We start from the raw sequence: 20,737 nt of genomic DNA, 5'->3' as shown, positions 1-20,737 counted from the left end.
CGCAGGGCGGCCCGCCCGGAGGGCGGAGCAGAGGCCGAAGAGGCGGGCGCCCCTACGGCGGGGCGGGCCGGGCCGGCCGCCCTCATGAGGGGATCCCGAGGGCGACGGCCGCCACGGCGCCCGGCGCCGGGTCGCCGGGGGACCACAGGTCCGCCCGGTCCAGATCGGTGACGCGGTACTTCCCGAGGGCGCTGACCAGCAGCTGCAACTCCAGCGCCAAGGCCTCGACCAGCCGTATCAGCCCCGCCTCGGGGTCCTCGTCCACGGCCAGCAGCGCCGCCCGGCCCAGGCCCACCGCGGTCGCGCCGAGGGCCAGGGCCCGGGTCGCCCGGCCGCCCTCCCAGATACGGCCCGTCGCGAGCAGGTCTCCGCCAGGAGGGCCGATCCGGCGCAGGCACTCCCCGAGCGGCAGCCCCACCTGCCCCAGGAAGACGTTCGGTGCCCAGCCGGTTCCGCCTTCGGCGCCGTCCACCGTCACCGCGTCGGCGCCCGCGGCCCAGGCCGTGGCGGCGGCCGCCGCGACGTCCCGGCCCGGGTGGAACTTCACCCAGGTGCGGGCCAGCGGGAAGTTGTTCCGCATGAACCGCAGTTGCTGGCGGACGATCTCCTCGGTGAAGGTGCCGGGCGTCGCACACCGCAGCCGCCTGCCGTCGGCCCCGCCCAGGAGGTCCCGTACGGTGAACTGCCCGGCCAGCCGCTCGGCTTCGGCGGCACCCACCACGGTCATTCCGCCGAGTCCGGGCTTGGCACCCTGGCCCACCTTGAGCTCGAAGCCGAGCCGGCCCGAGTCGCGCAGCGCCCGGGTCCCCGGGTCGCTGTAGAGCAGGTTCCAGACCTCGGAGTCCGCGTCCTCGGTGGACTGCTGCACGACGACTCCGCCGACTCCGTCCGGGAGGGACTCCGCGTAGGCGGCGACCCGTTCCAGCAGGGCCGAGCGGGTGGCGCCGCCCTCGCCGCCGCCCCGTGCGTAGCCGTGCACCGGCACCATGTTCTCGCCGATCACCATGGGGATCCCGAGCCGAGCCGCCTGCCGGCCCGCCGCCACCCCGAGATCGCCGCTGCCGGCCCGGGTGGAGCCGAACGCCGAGAGGTAGAGAGGCAGTCGGGCGGTGAAGCCGCCGATGGAGGTGTCCAGCTCCACGTCCTCGTACGAGGGCTCGCGCCCCAGGTCGATCAGCTTCTCCAGCCGCCGCGGCATGAACACCGGCGGTACGATCCGCAGCGCGTCCAGCGCGTCCAGCGCGTCCGACGCGCCGGGGCCGGTTCCCCGGGCCCCGGCTCCGAACGCATCGGCCCCGTACGCATCGGCCCCGAACCCGCCGTCCACCGACCCGAAGAGTTCCGCCCCGTAGGCGTCCGCCGCCGGGAAAACCTCGGCCGTGCCCGCGCGGGCCCTGGCCCGTACCGCCCGCTCCGGGAAGCCCGGCGCACCCAGGGCGCTCACGGCGCGATCACCCCCGGCAGCTTCGGGTAGGCGCTGACCTGCCAGAGGGCGTCGAGCCCGGTCAGGAACCGCACCAGGCGCTGCAACCCCATGCCGAAGCCGGCGCTGGGCTCGATGCCCTCGCGGGCCAGCTCCAGGTACCAGGCGTACTTGGCCGGGTTCTCCCCGCTCTCCCGCATCCGGGTCACGATCGCCGCATATCCCGACTCCCGCTCGCTGCCGCTGACCAGCTCACCGAAGCCGCCGTGCGCGATCAGGTCGAAGTTGCGCAGCACGCCCGGGCGTTCGGGGTCCTCGCGGTCGTAGAAGCCGCGCGACCCCTTCGGGTAGTCGTCGATGAAGAAGGGCCGGTCGGCCTCCAGGGAGAGCACCTTCTCGCCCTCCCAGTCGATCTCCGCGTCCGGACTCTGCGGGTGGCCCCGGCCGATCAGCCTCGCCACCGCCTCCTCGTGCGTGCAGGAGTCGAACTTCCCGGACCGCAGTTCGGCGAAGTCCAGCTCGTCCCGGCCCAGTTCGCGAAGAACCTCCGGGACGGCCGTCCACACGTGGTCGACCACGCTGGTCAGCAGGCCGGCCGCGATCTCCTGGGCCTCGGCCCGGGTGCCGCCGGCCATCTCCACGTCGATCTGGTGGAACTCCACCAGGTGGCGGCCCGTGCCCGCGGTCTCGGGGGGCTCCACCCGGACGTTCGGGGCGATGTAGAAGAGGCGCGGAAAGCCCTTCAGGGAAGCCTGCTTGTAGAGGATCGCGCTCGTCATCAGCTTGTACGGCTGCCCGTAGTAGTCGACGTCCAGCGCCTTCGCGCCGCGTCCACCCGGGTCGGTGACCGGTCCCACCAGGGGCGGCAGCAGCTCCACGAAGCCCTCGCCGCGCAGGAACTGCCGTGCCGCGTGAAGGACTTCCTGCTGGACGATCATCGCGGACCGGAGCTGCGGCGAGCGCAGGTGCTCACCGAGAGGGGGAGGGGTTGAGATGCTCATGTCGGATCCTGCTCCTGTTCGTGGCTGTCGTGGCTGTCGTGGCTGTCGTGGGTGTCGCGGTCGTCGTGCTTGTCGGGGTTGTTGTCGTCTCGTTCGTGCTGTCCGGGTGGGTGCGCCAAGGGACCGCTCCCGGGCGCGCCGGTGTCCGCGTGGTTCACACCGGCGCCCGGGCCGTTCCGGCCCCGGCCCGAACTCCTCCGGCGCCCTCGCCCCCGGGGCTTGTCGCGGGGCGGTCGTACCGCGAGGCCACCCGGCCCAGCGCCGCCAGCAGCCCGTCCGAGGTCATCGACCGCGCCGACGAACGCAGATGACTGCCCGTCGTGCGGTGGGGGGCCACCGGCATCGAGCCCGTCCGGGACCAGCGCAGCCGCCCGCCCGCGTCGATGAAGCTGCGCGAGCGCCCGGCGTTGTCGGGGTGCAGGCAGTACGGGACGTCCAGGACTCCCCGTGCGAACGCGGTCCGCAGCGCCCTCCCGAGGTCGTCACCGAGCTCCAGGACGGCCTCCACGAAGGTCCGGGCCTCCAGGTACACCTCGCTGTCCGCCGACTGCGGTGCCCCGGCCGGCGGCCCGGCCAGCGCCGCCGTCGCCGCGGCCGTCTCCAGGGCGCGGACGTTCTCCAGCACGCTGGGGATCCGGTGCGCCTCGGCGGCCGTCTTGACGATCAGCCGCTGTGCGCCCGCCTCCACGGCCAGCCGTGCGGAGGCCTCCAGCAGCCGTGTGGCACCGCGCTCGGTGTGCGGGAAGACGCCCATGTACGTGTAGAGGACGACGTGCCGGTCCACCTCCGCGGGCAGGAACTCCGCGGCCAGCCGGTGCAGTGCCCGCACCGCCTCCGTGTCCTGCGCCGGGTCGGTCTGCTGCGCGTAGCTCAGGGACACGCTGCGGATGCCGTGCCGGACGAAGAACAGGCCCTCCAGCAGGCTGATGGCGACCAGCAGCCCGGGCGGGCAGAGCTGGCCGAGCATGCAGCCGCCGAAGCTCTCCACGTGCGCCACCCGAGGGGCCCGGACGAGCGAGGCGAGCAGTTCGCAGCAGTGCGCCCAGTTCTCCACGGACTCGGCGAGCGGGGTGCGCCCGTAGGGCAGGCAGTACGAGACCGGTCCCCCCTCCGTGGCGTCCAGCCCGGCGGCGCCCAGGGCCCGGACGATCGCCTCCGGCCGGGACGAGCCGTGCCGCACTTGGACGGGGAAGCCCGCGTCGAGCACGCCGGCGAGGAGGCTGCGGGTCAGCTCGGTGGAATGAGCGGTGATCGGGTAGCCGTTGAGCGGGGCGCCCTCGGCGAGGGCGTCGCGTGCCGCGGCGTGGTCGCCGACCCTGGTGTAGCTGTCGATGGTGAGCGTGCCGACGGTGGTGGCCACGGCGGCCTTCGTGCGTTCCAGGCCGGCCCGCATCCGCCGCGGATCGCCGAACCCCATCCGCGGCTGGACGACCAGCTGCCCGGAGGCGGCGGCGCCCGCGACAAAGGCGCCGAAGGAAGACGAGGGGGCCGGCGGGGCGGTCGTGTCCCCGGTGGTCCCCTGAACCGGGGCCGCGCCGCCGGCGTCCCTGCCCGCGGCGGCCACGTCGGGTGCGGCGAGCGTGGCGGCAGTCATGCGACGGCCAGTGATGCCGCCCCGAGGGAGGCGATGAAGGACTTCAGTGCGTCGAGGTCGCCGTCGTCGAAGACGGCGTCGCAGCCCGCGTCGAGGAGCCGGGCGCGCTGCTCCGGGTCGGCCGTGCCGGCCACGCCGAGCTTGCCGCCGATGACGACGGGAAGGGCCAGGCCGCTCCGGCGCAGGGCGTGCACCGCGCTCAGCCCGTCCCGGTAGCCGTGCCCGTTGACGCTGCTGATGACCACGAGGCCGGGCTCTTCGGCCGCGCATGCCTCGGTCAGCAGCTCGTCCGTCACACAGGGGCCCAGATTGCGGACCGGGTGCCCGAGCTCCTCCAGGAGCAGCTGCAGATAGACCAGGTTCCACGTGTGGGAATCCGAGGCCGTACCCGTGAGAAGGATTTTTATGTTCCGTCGTCGCATACGGACGAATATAGAAAGGAGCGGGGCCGTCGAGGGGAAGTTGGACCGGCAGTATGGCGGCACCGGAAATGCCCCTCCGGATGCTTCCGGGAAAAGCGGAAAACCGCGCCCCGCGCAATGCGGGACACGGTCTTCCTGGATTGATCGGAAAGGAATCAGGCGTACTGGGCGACCAGGCTCTTGGGTCGGATGTCCGTCCAGTTGGCCTCGACGTACGCGAGGGCGTCAGCCCGCGCGCCGGCGCCCCAGACCACGTCCCAGCCTGCGGGAACCTCGGCGAAGACGGGCCACAGGGCGTGCTGCCCCTCGGCGTTGGCCACGACGTGGAACGTACCCTCGGTGTCGTCGAAAGGATTGGTCATGACAGGCTCCTCAATTTGTCGGAAAGAATACGGCCGATCAGGGCAAGCGGTTCGGGTTCACCCATTCTGGTGTGCGGGACCCCGATGACGTGATTCTCGACGCTGCCTTCCACGTAGGGAATCCAGTGCTGCGCGAGAGTGTTTTCCGTTTCCCCGTCCTCGATGGCCGCCAGGAACACCATGTCGGTGGCGACCGGGCGCGGGGCGTACAGGTTCATGATTTCGGCGTGGTTGATGGAGGCTCCGATCACGGAGCGGATCTCCCCGTCCGAGAAGGCCCCGAGGACCGGATCCTTCAGCCGTACCAGGCCGATCAGCGCGTCCACGTCGAACGGCGCGTCGGCGGGCTCGTCCGAGGCGTCGCCGACCAGCATGTCCCGCTTCTGCGCGGGGGTCATCCGGCGCCGCACCGGTTCGGTGGGCAGCAGGTGGACGTCCATCATCGCCAGCAGCTCGGTGCGCTCCCCGAGTTCGGACAGGCGCACGGCGAGGGCGTGGGCGACCGTACCGCCGAAGGACCAGCCCAGGAAGCGGTACGGGCCCTGCGGCTGGACCTCGCGGATCAGCGGGAGGTAGTCCGCCACCATCTCCTCCACCGAGGCGGGGGAGTGGCCCAGTTCGCTCAGTGCCCGCGCCTGGATCGCGTACAGCGGCTGGTCCGGTCCCAGGTGCTGGGCCAGTCCGGCGTACGGCCAGCCGACCCCGGTTCCCGGGTGGATGCAGAACAGCGGCGGACGCGTCCCGCGGGTGCTCAGCGGGAGCACCACACCCATCGGGTCGAAGCCGGTGGGCTCGTCGCCCAGCAGCCCCGCCACCGTCGGGGTGCGGAACAGGTCCCGGACCCCGCGCTCCAGCCCGAGCACGGTGCGCATCCGGCTCACCAGGCGCACGCCGAGCAGCGAATGCCCGCCCAGGCCGAAGAAGTTGTCGTCGATGCCGACCCCCTCGACGCCCAGCACCTCGGCGAACAGGCCGCACAGGACCTCCTCGCGCGGGTTGCGCGGGGGCCGCCCGGCGGGGCGCGCGGCGAGGGCGGGCGCCGGCAGGGCCCTGCGGTCCGGCTTGCCGTTGACGGTGAGCGGGATCGAGTCGAGCAGCACCGCCGCCGACGGGACCATGTGCTCGGGGAGTTCGTCCGCGGCCCAGCGGAGCAGCGCCTCGTCCGTCAGACCGTGGCCGGCGCGCGGCACGGCGTACGCGACGAGCCGCTTGCCGCCGGGTCCGTCCTCGAAGACGACCACCGCGACCTGGCCGACACCGGGGTGGCGGGCCAGGGTCGCCTCGATCTCCCCGGGTTCGATCCGGAAGCCGCGCAGCTTGATCTGGCCGTCGGCCCGCCCCACGAAGCGCAGTTCGCCCTCGGGCGTCCAGTGCACGAGGTCGCCCGTGCGGTACATCCGGCCGCCGTCGGCGCCGAACGGGTCGGCGACGAACCGCTCCGCCGTCAGGCCCGGCCGGCCGAGGTAGCCGCGGGCCACCTGGGTGCCGGCGATGTACATCTCGCCGGCCACCCCGATGGGCACCGGGCGCAGCCGCTCGTCGAGGACGTGCACCCGGGTGTTGTCCAGGGCCGCGCCCAGGAACACGCCCGGGAGCGTGCGCCGTCCCGCGGGGATGCGCTGCTGGTGCGAGGCGAAGGTGGTCTCGGTGGGGCCGTAGGAGTGGACGAGGACGGTGTCGGGGCAGTGGTCCAGGACCCGCTGGAGGGCGCTCGGGGAGGCCACGTCGCCGCCGGTCCAGACCTCGTCGAGGAGCTTGAGGGTGTCCAGGCCCTCGTCGGCCATGATGTGGAAGAGGCCCATGGTGAAGTAGGCTGCGGTCACGCCGTAGGTGCGGACCGTGTGGTCGAGCTCGGCGACGTCCGTACCGTCGCCGGGGGCGATGACCAACTGGCCGCCGTTCAGCAGCGGTACCCACAGCTCGTAGGTGGAGGCGTCGAAGCCGATCGCCGAATGGACCAGCATCCGGCGGTGGTTGGCGAGGTTCCAGCAGCGGTCGGTGACCAGTTCCACCACGTTGCGGTGGGTGACGCCGACCCCCTTGGGGCGGCCGGTCGAGCCGGAGGTGAACATCACGTACATCAGGGCGTCCTCGCCGACGGCGACGGCCGGGGCGGTGTGGTCCACGGCCGGCTCGGTGCCGGTGCCGGTGCCGGTGCCTTCGGCCCCGTCCGGCACCAGGTCCGCGGTCAGCACCGTGACCCCGGCAGCAGCCTCCTGGACCACGGCCGGCCGGCCGAGGTGGGACTCCTGCGTCAGGAGCACCCGCCCCGCCACGTCCTCCATGACCATGCGCACCCGTACGTCGGGCAGCCGCGGGTCCAACGGCACGTAGGCGGCACCGCACTTGAGGACGGCGAGCGCCGCCACCAGCAGGTCCGGCGTACGGTCCATCAGGACGCCGACGGCCCCGTCCCGGGCCACCCCGGCCGCGAGCAGCCGGTGCGCGAGGGCGTTGGCGCGGGCGTCGAGGGCCGCGTAGGTGAGGGTCTCCTCCTCGTACGAGACCGCGATCCGGTCCGGGGTGCGGCGGGCCTGGGCGGCGAACCGCTCGTGCACCAGCCCGCAGGCCTCCCGCGGCGTCGCGGTGTCGTTGTACTCGGTGACCAGGCGGAACTCCTCCTCCGCGGAGAGCAGGGGGACGTCCCCGATGCGCAGGCCGGGGTCCTCGGCGACCGCCCGCAGCGTGCGGGCCAGGTGGGCGGCCAGCTGGGCCGCCGTCCCCTCGTCGTAGAGGTCCGTCGCGTACTCCAGTACGCCCTCCAGGCCGCCCGGGGTCCCGTCCGACGCCCGCGTCTCGCGCAGCGAGACGGTCAGGTCGAACTTGGTGAAGCCGGAAGCGGTCCCCAGCGGGGTCCCGGCCAGTGCCGAGTCGGCCGGGGTCGCCCCCTCCGCGGGATGCACCTGCACCACGACCTGCACCAGGGGGTGGTGGGCGGTGGAGCGGACCGGGTTGAGCTGCTCCACCACCAGGTCGAAGGGGAGGTCCTGGTGGGCGTAGGCGGTGAGGTCGGTCTCCTTCACCCTCTCCAGGAGGTCCGTGAACCGGGGGTCGCCGGAGGTGTCGCAGCGCAGCACCAGCGTGTTGACGAAGAACCCGACCAGGTCGTTCAGCGCCTCGTCGTCGCGGCCCGCCACGACCGTGCCCAGCGGCAGGTCGGTGCCCGCGCCGTGCCGGGTCAGCGTCGCCGCCAAGGCCGCCTGGACCACCATGAACACGGAGGCGCCGTGGGCCAGGGCGAGGCCCTCCAGCCGGGCGTGCGTGGCGGGGTCCAGGGCGAGCGGGGTCGCCGCACCGCGGTGGGTGGCCTCCGCGGGCCGGGTACGGGCCGCCGTCAGCTCCAGCACGGGGGGTGCGCCGGCCAGGGCCTCCTTCCAGTGCGCGATGTGCCCGGCGGCGGCCTCGCCGCCGAGGGCGTCCCGCTCCCACAGGGTGTAGTCGGTGTACTGCACGGGGAGCGGTGTCCAGCCGGGCGCACGGCCCTCCTGCCGGGCCGCGTAGGCGGTGGACAGGTCGGCCAGCAGCGGGCCCGTCGACCAGCCGTCGGCGGCGATGTGGTGCACGAGCAGCACCAGCACCTGGCCGTTCGCGTCCGGGGTGGCGTCCTGGTCGCCGTCGTGGTCCGCATCCGCGGGGGTGATCAGCGTGGCGCGGAAGGGAAGGTCGGCCGAGAGGTCGAAGACGTGCCCGGCCGCCGTGTCGACGGCCGCCTCCAGAGCGCCGGGCATCGCCGACACCTGCTCCAGCACCGGCCGCGCCGCGTCCAGCACGCGCTGGTACGGCTGCCCGTCCACCGCCGGGTACACCGTGCGCAGCACCTCGTGCCGCCCGGCCACGTCCGCCAGGGCGTCGGCCAGCACGGCCGCGTCGAGCGGCCGGTCCAGGCGCAGGGCGAACGGGATGGTGTACGAGCGGCTCGGACCCTCCAACTGGTCGACGAACCACAGCCGGCGCTGTGCGTACGACAGCGGCATCAACTCCGGCCGGTCGGCGTCCGCCACCGGGACCAAGGGCGCCCGGCCGGTGCCCGCGCCGTCCCGGGTGAGGCGCAGGGCGAGCCCGGCAGGCGTCGGGGCGAGGAAGAGGTCGCGGATCCGGGCTTCGAGGCCGAGCACGGCACGGATCCGGTTCACCAGCCGCACGCCCATCATGGAATGGCCGCCGACGGAGAAGAAGTTGTCGTCCGGACCCACCTGCTCGATGCCGATCACCTCGGCGAACAGGACGCGGAGCACACCCTCGGCGGCGGAGCCCCCGGCGGACCGGTCCTGTTCCGCCCGCAGCGCCCGGGCCTCGGCCTCGGCGGCCCGGGCGAGCGCGACGCGGTCCCGGCGCTCGGCGAGGCCGAGCAGCTCCGCCCCGTCCAGCAGCGGGCTCGCGGAGGGCGGCGCGTCGGGGTCGGCCGCCGCCCGGGCCAGGGCCCGTACGAACACGTCCAGCAGCAGCCGGGCCGTCTCCTCGTCGAAGAGGTCCGCGGCGTACTGCCACCACACCTCCAGCGTCCCGTCGGGCGCGGCGACGCAGGCGGCACTGAGGTCGAACTTGGCGGCCTCCAGGCCCGGTTCCACGAACCGGCCGCCGAGCGGGCCGACCGGCTCCTGGCTCTCCGCGTCCTGCCCCTGGGCGGTCAGCATCACCTGGAAGAACGGGTTGACGGCGAGCGCGCGGTCCGGGGCGAGGTGCTCCACCAGCAGGTCGAAGGGCAGCTCCTGGTGCGCGTAGGCGGCCAGATCGGCGTCCCGGGCCCGGTCCACCAGCTCGGCGTACGGGGCGTCGCCCGACACGTCGGTGCGCAGCACCAGGGTGTTCACGAAGAAGCCCACGAGGCCGTCGAGCGCCTCGTCGCCGCGGCCCGCGACCGGGGTCCCGATCGCGATGTCCTCGCCCGCGCCGACCGCCGCCAACGCCTGTGCCAGCGCCGGTTGCAGGAGCATCAGGAGGCTGGCGCCCCGTTGCTCGCCGAGCGCGGTGAGCCGACCGAACGCCTCGGCGTCGAGCCGCGCGATCAGGCTCCCGCCCCGCCCGCTCGGCTCCGCCGGCCGCGGCCGGTCGGTGGGCAGGTCCAGCACGGTCGGCATCCCGTCCAAGGCCGCACGCCAGTGCTCCAGCAGCCCGGCAGGGTCCTCCAGCAGCTCGTGCTGCCACAGGGTGTAGTCGGCGTACTGCACCGGCAGCGGCTCCCAGTCGGGTGCGCCGCCGGCCAGTCTCGCCCCGTACGCCCGGCCGAGGTCTCCGAGCAGCGGGCCCACCGACCAGCCGTCGGTGGCGATGTGATGGGTCAGCAGGGCGAGCGTGGCCCCGCCGTCGGTCGTGGTGAACAGCTGCGCCCTGATCGGGAGTTCGCAGGACAGGTCGAAGGTGCCGGAGACGAATCGCTCGACCAGGGCGTCGAGTTCGCCGGGCGCGCACTCCCGCACCGTGAGCGGGATCGGGAGCGGGTCCAGGACGTGCTGGTACGGCTCGGAATCGACCGCCGGGTACACCGTGCGCAGTACCTCGTGGCGTTCCACGACGTCGCCGAGGGCCGCGGCGAGCGCGTCCCGGTCGGGGAGGGCGTCCAGCCGCAGGACCAGCGGCAGGTTGTAGGTCGTCGAGGGGCCCTCCAGCCCGGCCAGGAACCACAGCCGGCGCTGGGCGAAGGACAGCGGGATCCGCTCCTCGGCGGGCAGCACCTGCCCGTCGAACACCGTTTGGAGGGAGAGCCGTTCAGGGGCGGTCGCCGTGCGCAGCAGCTTCCGGTCGATCTTTCCGGAGGAGGTGCGGGGCAGGGCCTCGACCAGCGCCAGGACCGACGGGACGGCGGCGGCGGGCAGGTGGGCGCGCGCCCGGGCGCGCAGCGCGTCGGCGTCCACCCCCGGGTCCGCGACGACGAAGGCGGCCAGCCGCTTCACTCCGTCCGCGGTCTCCTGCGGCACCACGGCGGCCTCGCGGACCCCCGGGTGGGCGGTGAGCACCGATTCCACGGACGCCGGGTCCACCCGGTGACCGTTGATCTTGACCTCGTCGTCGGCCCGGCCCCGGAAGCCCAGCTGTCCGTCCTCCCGTACGAACACCACGTCACCGGTCCGGTAGGCGCGCTCGGTGCCCAGGAAGGTGAAGCGCCGCCCGGTCAGCTCGGGACGCCCCAGGTAGCCGAGGGCCAGCCCGCCGCCGAGCAGCCACAGCTCCCCGTCCACGACGGCCGCGCGCACCCCCGGCAGCGGCTCCCCGATCGGCACCGGGCCGCCCGGGTGCCGGGAGAGGTCGGCGACGGTGGCGACGACGGTGGCCTCGGTCGGACCGTAGGTGTTCAGCAGCCGCACCCGGTCCGGGTCCACGGCCGCGCACCACTGGGCCACCCGTTCGGGCAGCGCGGCCTCCCCGCCGATGACCACCGTGCGTACGGAGTCGGGCAGATCAGCAATCCCCGCAGAGAGGGCGTGGGTCAACTCGTGCCAGTAGGCCGTGGGGAGGTCCAGTACGCTCACGCCGTGCGCCGCGCACCCCGCGAGCAGCCCGGGGACGTCCAGCATCTCCTCGTCGCGCAGCACGAGGGCGGCGCCGGCCCCCAGGGCCAGGAACACCTCCTCGACGCTCGCGTCGAAGTGCAGCGGCGCGAACTGCAGGACCCGGTCCTCGGCGGTGATGCCGTAGCGGACGGTCGCCCCGGCCGTGAAGTGGGCCAGGGCGTCCTGCCCGACCACCACCCCGTTGGGGGTTCCGGTCGATCCGGAGGTGTAGATCACGTAGGCGGCGTCCTCGGGGACACCGGGACCGGGGAGGACGAACTCGCCCTCCACGGGGTGCACTTCCTGCCCGGAGCAGTCCGCGAGGATGGCGGCCGTCCGGGCGGCCGGGGCACCGGGGTCCAGCGGCAGGTAGGCGGCGCCGGTCCGCAGGGCGGCGAGCAGCCCCACGATCGCGTCGATCCCGCGCGGCCGGTTCACGGCCACCAGCCGGCCGGGCCCGGCACCCTCGGCGGCCAGCTCCTCGGCGCGGAACGCCACGGCGAGGGCGAGCTGCCCGTACGTCATCCGGCGTGCGCCGTGCACCAGGGCGAGCCGCTCGGCGCCGTCGGCGACCCGGGCGTCGATCCGGTCGAGCACGCGGGGCGCCGGGGTGATCGCCGGGCCGCCGTCCAGGACGGCGGAGGCGGTGGGGGCGGTCGAGGGCATCGCGGAGCCTCCAGGCGGGGGATGGGATGCGGAGCGGAGTCCGTGCCCCCAACCTAGGCACCGCTCCCCACTCCACCGGGCAGTCACCGCGGCAGCTCCCCGGATGCCGTTCTGCCGCTCCGGACTGCCGGTCGCCCGGGGCGGGTCCCCGGCCCGTACGCCGAAGAGGCCCTCCGCTCCCCGACCGGACGTCGGGGAGCGGAGGGCCTCTTGGGGGATTGCGGGGCAGACCTGGGCCGTCTCTTTCGGATCTTGTCGGCCGAGCCTGCGGTGTCTGGTGCCGTGCCTGGGCGTGCTGTCGGGGCGTTCGCGTACTGGGCGTACGTGGTCGCCTCGGCAGTGCGGCCGGGCGCGGTGCCGGGCGCCGCGGGCCCGGCAAGATCCGAAAGAGACGGCCTAGGGCTGGCGGACCCGGGAGCCCGCTCGGGTGCGGCGGCGGAGGGCCGGTGGCGGGGTCGGAGGGACCGGGGGCGCCGACGCGAGGAGCGCCGCCAGGCGGGCCGGTGTCGGGTTCCGGAACACCTCGCGCAGGGTGAGCTCCCTGCCCAGCTCCGCCTTGATCCGGTTGACCAGCCGGACCGCGAGCAGGGAATGCCCGCCGGACTTGAAGAAGTTGTCGTCCGGGCCGAGCTGCCCCCGCTCCAGCACCTCCGCGAAGAGGCGCAGCATCGCCGGAGCCAGCCGGTCGTCTCCGTGGCCGCCCCCGTCGGCGGGGCTCCGCCCTGCGGTTCCGGCCGAGGCCTGGGCGGGGCCACCGGCCGAGCCCTGCGCAGAGCCGCCGGCCGAGGCCCTGGCCGAGGTGGAGGGCCGTGCCGCGGCCGCGGGTGGCGGGCCCGCCGGGCCCGGATCCGGAGCCGCCGCCGACAGCAGGTGGACCGTGGAGGGGACCGCGTACTCCGGCAGCCGGTCCGCAGCCCACTCCTGCAGGGCCGCCTCCGTCAGCGGGCCCGCCGCGGTCTCCCGGTCCAGGACCTCCGCGACCAGCCGGTCCTCCGCCACGCCGACGCGCGCCCCGGCCACCGCCGGGTGCTCCGCGAGCACCGCCGCCACGTGTTCCACGTCGATCCGGTAGCCGCCGGCCACCGGCCGCGCCCCCCGCCGGTCGGCCGGCGCCGGAAGGTCGCCGACGCGGCGGCCGGGGTCGGCGCCGAACAGCTCCAGCGCTGCCACCAGCAGGTCGGCCAGGCGTCGGGCGCCCGCCTCCCCGTACAGGTCGGTGGCGTACTCCAGCACCCCCGACAGGCCGCCGTCCGTGCGCTCCGTCAGGGCGAACGTCAGGTCGGACTTGGCGGTCGCCGAACCGTACGGCAGCTCCACGCCCGCCAGCGGGCCCCCGGCGGCGGCGTCCGCACTTCCGTCCGCCCGGTTGACCTGGAGCATCACCTGCACCAACGGGGCGTGCGCCGCGGACCGGAGCGGGTTCAGGTGCTCCACCAGCAGGTCGAAGGGGAGTTCCTGGTGTGCGTACGCCGCCAGACCCGCCTCCCGGACCCGCCCCAGCAGCTCCGCGAAGGTCGGATCGCCGCTCGTGTCGGTGCGCAGGACCAGGGTGTTCACGAAGAACCCGACCAGCCCCGACAGGGCGTCGTCGCCGCGCCCCGCGACCGTCGTGCCGAGGGCGAGGTCCGTGCCCGCACCGAGCCGGGTCAGGGCCGCGGCGAGCGCCGCCTGCACGACCATGAAGAGCGTGGCGCCCTGGCCGTGGGCGAGAGCGGTCAGGCGCTTGTGGGTCTCCTCGGACACCGCGAAGGCGGTGAGCGCCCCCTGCCCGGAGGGCTCGGCCGGCCGGTGCCGGTCGGTCGGCAGGTCGATCAGCGGCGGCAGGCCCGTCAAGGCCCGCTCCCAGTGGTCCAGTTCGGGCCGGCAGTCGGCGAGCAGCTCCCGCTGCCAGAGCGTGTGGTCGGCGTACTGCACCGGCAGCGGCTCCACGGCCGGGGCCCGCCCGCCGAGCCGCGCCTCGTACGCCGCGGCCAGATCCGCGAGCAGCGGCCCCGTGGACCAGCCGTCGGCCGCGATGTGGTGGAGCAGCAGCACCAGCGTCTGCGGGCCCTCTCCGTGCGGGAGGAACAGCCAGGCCCGCAGCGGCAGATCGCGCGTCAGGTCGAAGACGTGCGCCGCCGCCTCGTCCACGGCGGCGCCGACGTCCTCGGGCCGGGCCAGTTCCAGCTGCGGCCGGGCCCGGTCCAGCACCCGCTGGTACGGCTCGCCGCCCTCGGCCCCGTACACCGTGCGCAGGACCTCGTGCCGCGCCACCACGTCGGCCAGGGCGTCGGCGAGCGCCGCCGGGTCCAGCGGCCGGTCCAGCCGCCGCACCAGGGCGATGTTGTAGGTCGGCGACGGGCCCTCCAGCTGGTCGACGAACCAGAGCCGGCGCTGCGCGTACGACAGGGGCAGCCGCTCCGGCCGCGGCTGTGCGGGTGCCAGTGCGGGCCGGGTGCCCACGGCTCCCGCCGCGGCCAGCCGCCGGTGCAGGCTCGTCGCCGTGGGGGCCAGGAACAGGTCCCGGATGCCCGCCTCCACCCCGAGCACCGCCCGGATCCGGTTGACGAGCTTGCTGGCCAGCAGTGAATGCCCGCCGGACTTGAAGAAGTTGGCGTCGGGGGCGATCCGCTCGCGCCCCAGCACCTCGGCGAACAGCCCGCAGAGGATCTCCTCCCGGGGCGAGAGCGCCGTCGGCGCGGGCGCGGCGGCCCGCTCCTCGACCGCGACCGCGGCCGCGGTCGCCGCGGCGAGGCGCTCGCGCCGCCGCACGAGACCCGTCCGCTCCTGCGCCGTCACCAGCTCCAGCGCGCCCAGCCGGGTCCGTGCGGAGGCCGCGAACGCGTGCAGGGCCCGGACGTACACCTCCAGCAGCAGGCGCGCCGTCTCCCCGTCGAAGAGGTCCTCGGCGTACTGCACGTGCACGTCCAGCCCGTCCGCCGTACCGTCCGGTCCCCGCCGGGCGGCGCAGTGGAAGGAGAGGTCGAACTTCGCGGCGCCCAGGTCGGTGCTCGTCGCCCGCCCCCGGACCCCGCCGAGCAGGATCCCCTCGTCCGCCGCCTCCTGCACGGTCAGCATCACCTGGAAGAAGGGGTGTTCGCCCAGCGACCGGCCCCGCTCCGCCAGGTGCTCCACCAGCAGGTCGAAGGGCAGGTCCTGGTGGTCGAAGGCGGCCAGGTCGGCGTCCCGCACCCGCTCGACGAACGCCCCGACCTCCGGGTCTCCCGACAGATCGGTGCGCAGGACCAGGGAGTTGACGAAGCAGCCCACCAGATCGTGCAGGTCCTGGTCGGGGCGGCCCGCCACCGGGGTGCCGATCGTCAGGTCCTCGCCGGCCCCCGTCGCGGACAGCGCCGCCGCCAGTGCAGCACGGGCCACCATGAACAGGCTGGCCCGGCGGTCCCGGGCCAGGGAGAGCAGCGCCCGGTGCGCGGCGGCGTCGAGCCCGGCCGACACCGTCACCGCCCGTCCCGAGGGCTCGGCCGGCCGGGGCCGGTCCACGGGCAGCACGGTCCGGGCCGGGACACCGTCCAGCGCCGTCTTCCAGAAGCCGAGGAGCGCCGCAGGGTCGGCCAGCAGCTCGCGCTGCCACAGGGCGTAGTCGGCGTACTGCACCGGAAGGGTCCGCCACGCGGGGGCCCGGCCGGTGCGCCGTGCCCCGTAGGCCTCGCCCAGGTCCCGCAGCAGCGGGGCGATCGACCAGCCGTCGGTGGCGATGTGGTGCACCAGCAGCACCAGCACCGCGGTGCCGTCCCCGGGAAGGAACAGCCGGGCCCGCAGCGGCGGCCGCAGCGCCAGGTCGAAGGGCTCGCGGCCGAAGCCGGCGACCAGCCCCTCCAGATTCTCCGAGGCGCACGGCGTCACCTCCAGGGCCGCCGTCCCCGCTCCGGCCCCGTCCGTTTCCAGCACCCGCTGGTAGGGCTCGCCGCCCTCGGAGCCGTACACGGTGCGCAGCACCTCGTGCCGCCCCACCACGTCACCCAGCGCGGCGGTCAGGGCGGTCCGGTCCGGGACCTCTTCCAGTCGCAGGACCAGCGGCGCGTTGTACGTCGCGGACGGTCCTTCGATCCGGTCCAGCAGCCACAGCGCCCGCTGCGCCGCCGACAGCGGCAGCCGCTCGGGCCGGTCGGCCGCGGCCGTCAGCGGCGGCCTGCTCGTGCCCGCGCCGTCGGATTCGGCGAGCCGGCGGTGCAGCGCCGTCGGGGTCGGAGCCAGGAACAGGTCGCGGATGCCGAGCTCCAGGCCGAGCGCGCCCCTGATCCGGTTGACCAGCTTGCTCGCCAGGAGCGAATGCCCGCCCGATTTGAAGAAGTTGGCGTCGGCGTCCAGCGCCTGGCGGCCCAGTGTCTCCGCGAACAGTCCGCACAGGATCTCCTCCCGCGGAGACAGCACGTCACGGCGCACGGGCCCGGCCGGCGCCGGGTCGGACGCGGTCGGGGCGGCCGCGGCGTGCCGGGCGGCCAGCGCCCGGGCCTCACCGGCCGTCACCAGGTCCAGCCCGCCGAGGAGCCGGCCCGGGTCCTGCGCCGAGGCGGCGAACGCGGCGAGGGCCCGTACGTACACCTCCAGCAGCAGGCGCGCCGTGTCGGCGTCGAAGAGGTCCGTCGCGTACTGCAGGGCGATCTCGATCCCGTCGGGGGAGCCGTCCCCGGTGTGCCGCTCCGCGCAGTACCACGTCAGGTCGAACTTGGCCGCGTCCAGCCCGACGTCCTGCAGCCGGCCGCCGATCCCGCCGGCCAGCTCCACCGCCCCGGCCGGTCCGGAGCCCGAGTCGACCGTCAGCATCACCTGGAAGAACGGATGGTGGCCCAGGGCCCGTTCGGGCGCGAGCTGCTCCACCAGCAGGTCGAAGGGCAGCTCCTGGTTCTCGTAGGCCGCGAGGTCCGCATCCCGCACCCGGCCCAGGAGTTCGCCGACCGAGGGGTCGCCCGAGAGATCCGTGCGCAGGGCAAGGGAGTTGACGAAGAATCCGACCAGGTCGTACAGGTCCTCGTCGGGCCGGCCCGCCACGGGCGCCCCGATCACCACGTCCTCGCCCGCCCCGGTGGCCGCCAGCGCCGCCGCCAGTGCGGCGCGCGCCGCCATCGTCAGGCTCGCCCGGTGGCCGCGGGCCAGGGCGAGCAGCCCGCGGTGGCCGGCCGCGTCCAGCCGGGACGTCACGGTGGCACCCCGGCCCGACGGCTCCGCCGGGCGCGGCCGGTCGGCGGGCAGGGCGATGACCTGCGGGGCCCCGTCGAGGACCGCCCGCCAGTGCTCCACCTGCTCGTGGGCGAGCGCGTCCGGGTCGGCCGGGTCGCCGAGCAGCTCGTGCTGCCACTGGCTGTAGTCCGTGTACTGGACCGGCAGTGGCTCCCGGTCCGGTGCCCGGCCCGCGAGGCGGGCCCCGTAGGCCTCGGACAGGTCGCGCAGCAGGGGGCGTACGGACCATCCGTCGGTGGCCACGTGGTGGATGAGCAGGACGAGTACCGAGGTCCCGTCGCCCGGCAGCAACAGCCGGGCGCGCAGGGGAGGTTCCGCGGTGATGTCGATCGTCTGCCGGGTGAACGCGGCGACGGCCGCGTCCAGTCCGCCGTCCGGGCAGTCCACGGTGGTCAGCCCGGGTACGGCGGCCGCCTCCAGCACCCTCTGGTACGGCTCCGCATCGGTTCCGGCCGACAGTACGGTCCGCAGGACCTCGTGGCGCTCCACCACGTCGACCAGCGCGGCGCCGAGGGCCGCGGTGTCCGGCACGGCGTCCAGGTGCACGACCACGGGGGCGTTGTAGGCGGCGGACGGTCCGTGCAGCCGGCCCAGGAACCACAGCCGGCGCTGGGCGAACGACAACGGGATCTCGGTCATGTCCTGACTGTCCTAACTGTCCTGGCGGGCGGCGTCGCCGTCGGCGGTGGCCCCGGCGGTCGCAGCGACGAGCGTGTCGAGGTGGGAGGCGAGGTCGCGCAGGCGGGGGTTGGCGTAGACCGCCTTGACCGGCAGGGCGACGCCCAGCTCGGCCCGGACCCGCGACACCAGCTTGATCGCGAGGAGCGAATGCCCGCCCAGCTTGAAGAAGTTGTCGTCGGGACCGATCCGGGGGGCGCCGAGCACCGCCGCCCACACACCCGCGATCAGTTCCTGCGACCGGGTCAGCCCCTCGGTGACCGGTTCCGGGTCCGCGGAGGCGGCGGCCGGGGCGGGCAGTGCCGCCCGGTCGAGCTTGCCGTTCGTGGTGGTCGGGAAGCGGTCCAGGGCGACGAAGGCCGCCGGGAGCATGTAGGCGGGCAGGGCCAGCCCCAGGTGCTCGCGCAGCGCTCCCTCGGTGATGCCGTCGCGGGTGGTGCGGTAGTACGCCACCAGCCCGGGCGCCCCGTGCACCTCGTCGAGGAGCAGGACGGCAGCCTCCGCGACCCCGTCGACCGCCGTCAGCGCGGCCTCGATCTCCGGCAGCTCAATGCGGTGCCCGCGCAGCTTGACCTGTCCGTCGGCCCGGCCCAGGTAGCCGAGCCGACCGCCCGGCAGCAGCCGCACCAGGTCACCGGTGCGGTACATCCGCCCGCCGTACGAGGCGTCCGTGCCCGAGTCGGCGGTGAACCGCTCCGACGTCAGGGCGGGCCGGCGCCGGTAGCCGCGGCCCACGCGGGGGCCGGCCAGGTACAGCTCCCCGCTGCTGCCCTCGGGGACCGGGTTCAGCTTCTCGTCGAGGACCCGCATGCGCAGCCCGGGCAGCACGCTGCCGATGTGCGGCTCGTCGGCGCCGTCGATCCAGCCGGCCGTGGAGTCCACCGTGCACTCGGTGGGCCCGTACAGGTTCACCGTGCGCAGGACGCCTTCGGCTCCCTTCTGTGCGAGGCGCCGCCACAGCTCGGGGCCGACGGCCTCGCCGCCGATGAGGAGCGTCAGCGGCCGGGGACCGCCGTCGGCGCTGAGCAGGTCCAGCAGCGGCTCGGCGTGCGACGGGGTGATGTCCAGGTCGGTCAGGGCCTGCTCGTCGACGAAGCGGGCCAGCAGCGCCGGGTCGGCGCGCGTCTCCTCGTCGATCATCACCAGGGTGTCGCCGCGGCAGATCCGCACCCACTGCTGCACGGAGGCGTCGAAGGACGGCGAGGCGTTCCAGCCGACCCGGCCGCCGTCGGTGACCGCGATGGCGGCGCCCTCCAGCTCGGCGAGGAGCGCGGAGGCGGCGGCCCGGCTGATCTCCACGCCCTTGGGGCGGCCGGTCGAACCGGAGGTGTAGATCACGTAGGCGAGCGTGTCGGCGGACACGGCCACCGGGGCGTACGGGCTGTCCGAAGCCCCGTGCTCTGCCTCCGATCCGGCCGGTCCGGCCAGTTCGGCCAGGGACACGTGCGCGGTGCCGGCGGCGAGCGGCTCGGTGTCCGGGCCGGCCGTCACGACGAGGTCGGCGCCGGAGTCCTCGACCAGGTAGCGGCGCCGATCGGCGGGCAGCTTCGGGTCGACCGGGAGGTAGGCGGCGCCCGCGGTGAGGGTGCCGAGCAGTGCGGCCACGAGGTCGGCGCCGCGCGGCAGGGCCAGGGCGACCACGCTCTCGGGACCGATGCCGCGGGCCGTGAGGCGGGAGGCGATCCGCATGGCCTCGGCGCGCAGGGCGCCGAAGGTCAGCTCGCGGTCCGCCGCGACCACGGCGGTCCGCGCGGCGGGGACCAGCGCGAACCGGTCCAGCAGGTCCGCCACGGAGCGCGGGGCGTCGTACGCGGCCTCCTCGGGGCGGGTCTCGGCGGTACGGGAACGCTCGGGAAGTACGGCGGTCATGGTGGTCACTCCCCGGCGAAGACGGTGGTGGACGGCTGGGTGGCGGGCGCGCAGTCGGCCAGTGCGACGGGCTCTCCCATGGCGACCAGGATCTTCCGGTCGCCCTTGTAGGCCTCGCGGCCGTGGGCGCAGAGGATGTTGTCGACGAGCATCAGGTCCCCCTGCTGCCAGGTCTCGCGGACCGTGACCCGGTCGTACACGTCGTTGATCGCGTCGACCTCGGCGTCGGTCAGGCGGGTCCCGTCGCCCAGGTAGGTGTTGAAGGGGAGACCGTCCTCGCCGTACGTCTCCACGAGCACCTCGCGGATGTCGGGGTCCAGGGTCCGGCTGTTCCAGAAGGCGAAGTGGTTGAACCACGTCTCCTCGCCCGTGGCGGGGTGGGTCACGATCGCCGACCGGCGCTGCCGGGTGATCATCGAGTCGTCCTCCTCGACCCACTCGTAGCCGACGGTGTTCTCCTCGCAGTAGGCCTCCGCGACGGCCTTGTCCTCGGTCGCGAACGTCTTGTACCAGGGCAGGCCCGCGAGTTCGGAGTAGTTGCGCACGAGCAGCCAGCCGGCCCGGGCGAAGCGCTCCACCAGCTCCGGCGGCAGCAGGCGCAGGGCCTCGCGCATGTCGCCGACCGTGGTCGCGCCGCCCTCCTCCGGGGCGATCACGCAGCCGAACAGCAGCACGCCGGGGAAGTCGAGGGTGTAGCTGTTCTCGTTGTGCAGCCGGATCGGCTGCACGGCCGGCAGGTCGGTGGAGGAGAAGACGCCCTCGCCGAAGTCGGTGCGCGGCGTCGCCTTCTCCTTGTATCCGGCGCGCTGCTGGATCAGCGCGTCCCGGGCGGCGGCGAAGCTCGCCGCGTCCGTGACGGGCAGCCCGCGCAGCAGGACCGCACCCGAGCGGTGCAACTCGCCCTGGATGTCGGCGCGATGGGCGTTCAGCCAGGCGACGGCCGATTCCAGGTCGGCGCCGGGCGGGGTCTGGACGACGACGGGCTTGCCGGCCTCGCGGATCGGGTGGATGCCGGTCTCGGCGGGGGCGTCTGCGAACGTGGTCATGAAAAGTCCT

The 20,737-nt window shown here is 74.6% G+C and carries 10 protein-coding genes; all 10 read right to left on the bottom strand.

The genetic code is table 11. The annotated features are described in order from the left end of the window. Window positions 1–82: 82 nt before the first annotated feature. Window positions 83–1,444 carry a glutamate synthase-related protein gene (locus ACZ60J_RS09480; RefSeq protein ID WP_469680141.1) on the bottom strand — a complete coding sequence of 454 codons (1,362 nt, stop codon included), beginning with the start codon at window positions 1,442–1,444 and terminating at the stop codon, window positions 83–85. Continuing rightward, complete coding sequence (locus ACZ60J_RS09475; protein ID WP_469680139.1) at window positions 1,441–2,424, bottom strand: asparagine synthetase A; 984 nt, start codon at window positions 2,422–2,424, stop codon at window positions 1,441–1,443. Before ACZ60J_RS09475 ends, ACZ60J_RS09480 begins: the two co-directional genes overlap by 4 nt. Further along, window positions 2,421–2,543, bottom strand: a complete 123-nt coding sequence (locus ACZ60J_RS09470; RefSeq protein WP_469680137.1) for a hypothetical protein — start codon at window positions 2,541–2,543, stop codon at window positions 2,421–2,423. The genes ACZ60J_RS09475 and ACZ60J_RS09470 overlap by 4 nt, the downstream gene beginning before the upstream one ends. 35 nt (window positions 2,544–2,578) lie before the next feature. Beyond that, window positions 2,579–4,018 (bottom strand): methylaspartate mutase, encoded by a 1,440-nt coding sequence (locus tag ACZ60J_RS09465; RefSeq protein ID WP_469680135.1) that lies wholly within the window; start codon window positions 4,016–4,018, stop codon window positions 2,579–2,581. Beyond that, window positions 4,015–4,440 (bottom strand): cobalamin B12-binding domain-containing protein, encoded by a 426-nt coding sequence (locus ACZ60J_RS09460; protein WP_469680133.1) that lies wholly within the window; start codon window positions 4,438–4,440, stop codon window positions 4,015–4,017. Before ACZ60J_RS09460 ends, ACZ60J_RS09465 begins: the two co-directional genes overlap by 4 nt. Window positions 4,441–4,595: 155 nt before the next feature. Further along, window positions 4,596–4,802 (bottom strand): MbtH family protein, encoded by a 207-nt coding sequence (locus tag ACZ60J_RS09455; protein ID WP_469680131.1) that lies wholly within the window; start codon window positions 4,800–4,802, stop codon window positions 4,596–4,598. Next, window positions 4,799–11,956 carry an amino acid adenylation domain-containing protein gene (locus ACZ60J_RS09450; protein ID WP_469680129.1) on the bottom strand — a complete coding sequence of 2,386 codons (7,158 nt, stop codon included), beginning with the start codon at window positions 11,954–11,956 and terminating at the stop codon, window positions 4,799–4,801. Before ACZ60J_RS09450 ends, ACZ60J_RS09455 begins: the two co-directional genes overlap by 4 nt. Before the next feature lie 396 nt (window positions 11,957–12,352). Then, window positions 12,353–17,773 (bottom strand): condensation domain-containing protein, encoded by a 5,421-nt coding sequence (locus tag ACZ60J_RS09445; RefSeq protein ID WP_469680127.1) that lies wholly within the window; start codon window positions 17,771–17,773, stop codon window positions 12,353–12,355. Window positions 17,774–17,785: 12 nt separating this feature from the next. Further along, a complete protein-coding gene (locus ACZ60J_RS09440) occupies window positions 17,786–19,681 on the bottom strand; it encodes a non-ribosomal peptide synthetase (protein WP_469680125.1) in 1,896 nt (631 codons plus the stop codon). 5 nt (window positions 19,682–19,686) lie between these two features. After that, window positions 19,687–20,727 (bottom strand): TauD/TfdA family dioxygenase, encoded by a 1,041-nt coding sequence (locus tag ACZ60J_RS09435; RefSeq protein WP_469680124.1) that lies wholly within the window; start codon window positions 20,725–20,727, stop codon window positions 19,687–19,689. Window positions 20,728–20,737 lie beyond the last annotated feature (10 nt).

Source organism: Streptomyces sp. NPDC104226, from assembly GCF_055584085.1.
This window is presented reverse-complemented; position numbering and strand designations above follow the sequence as displayed.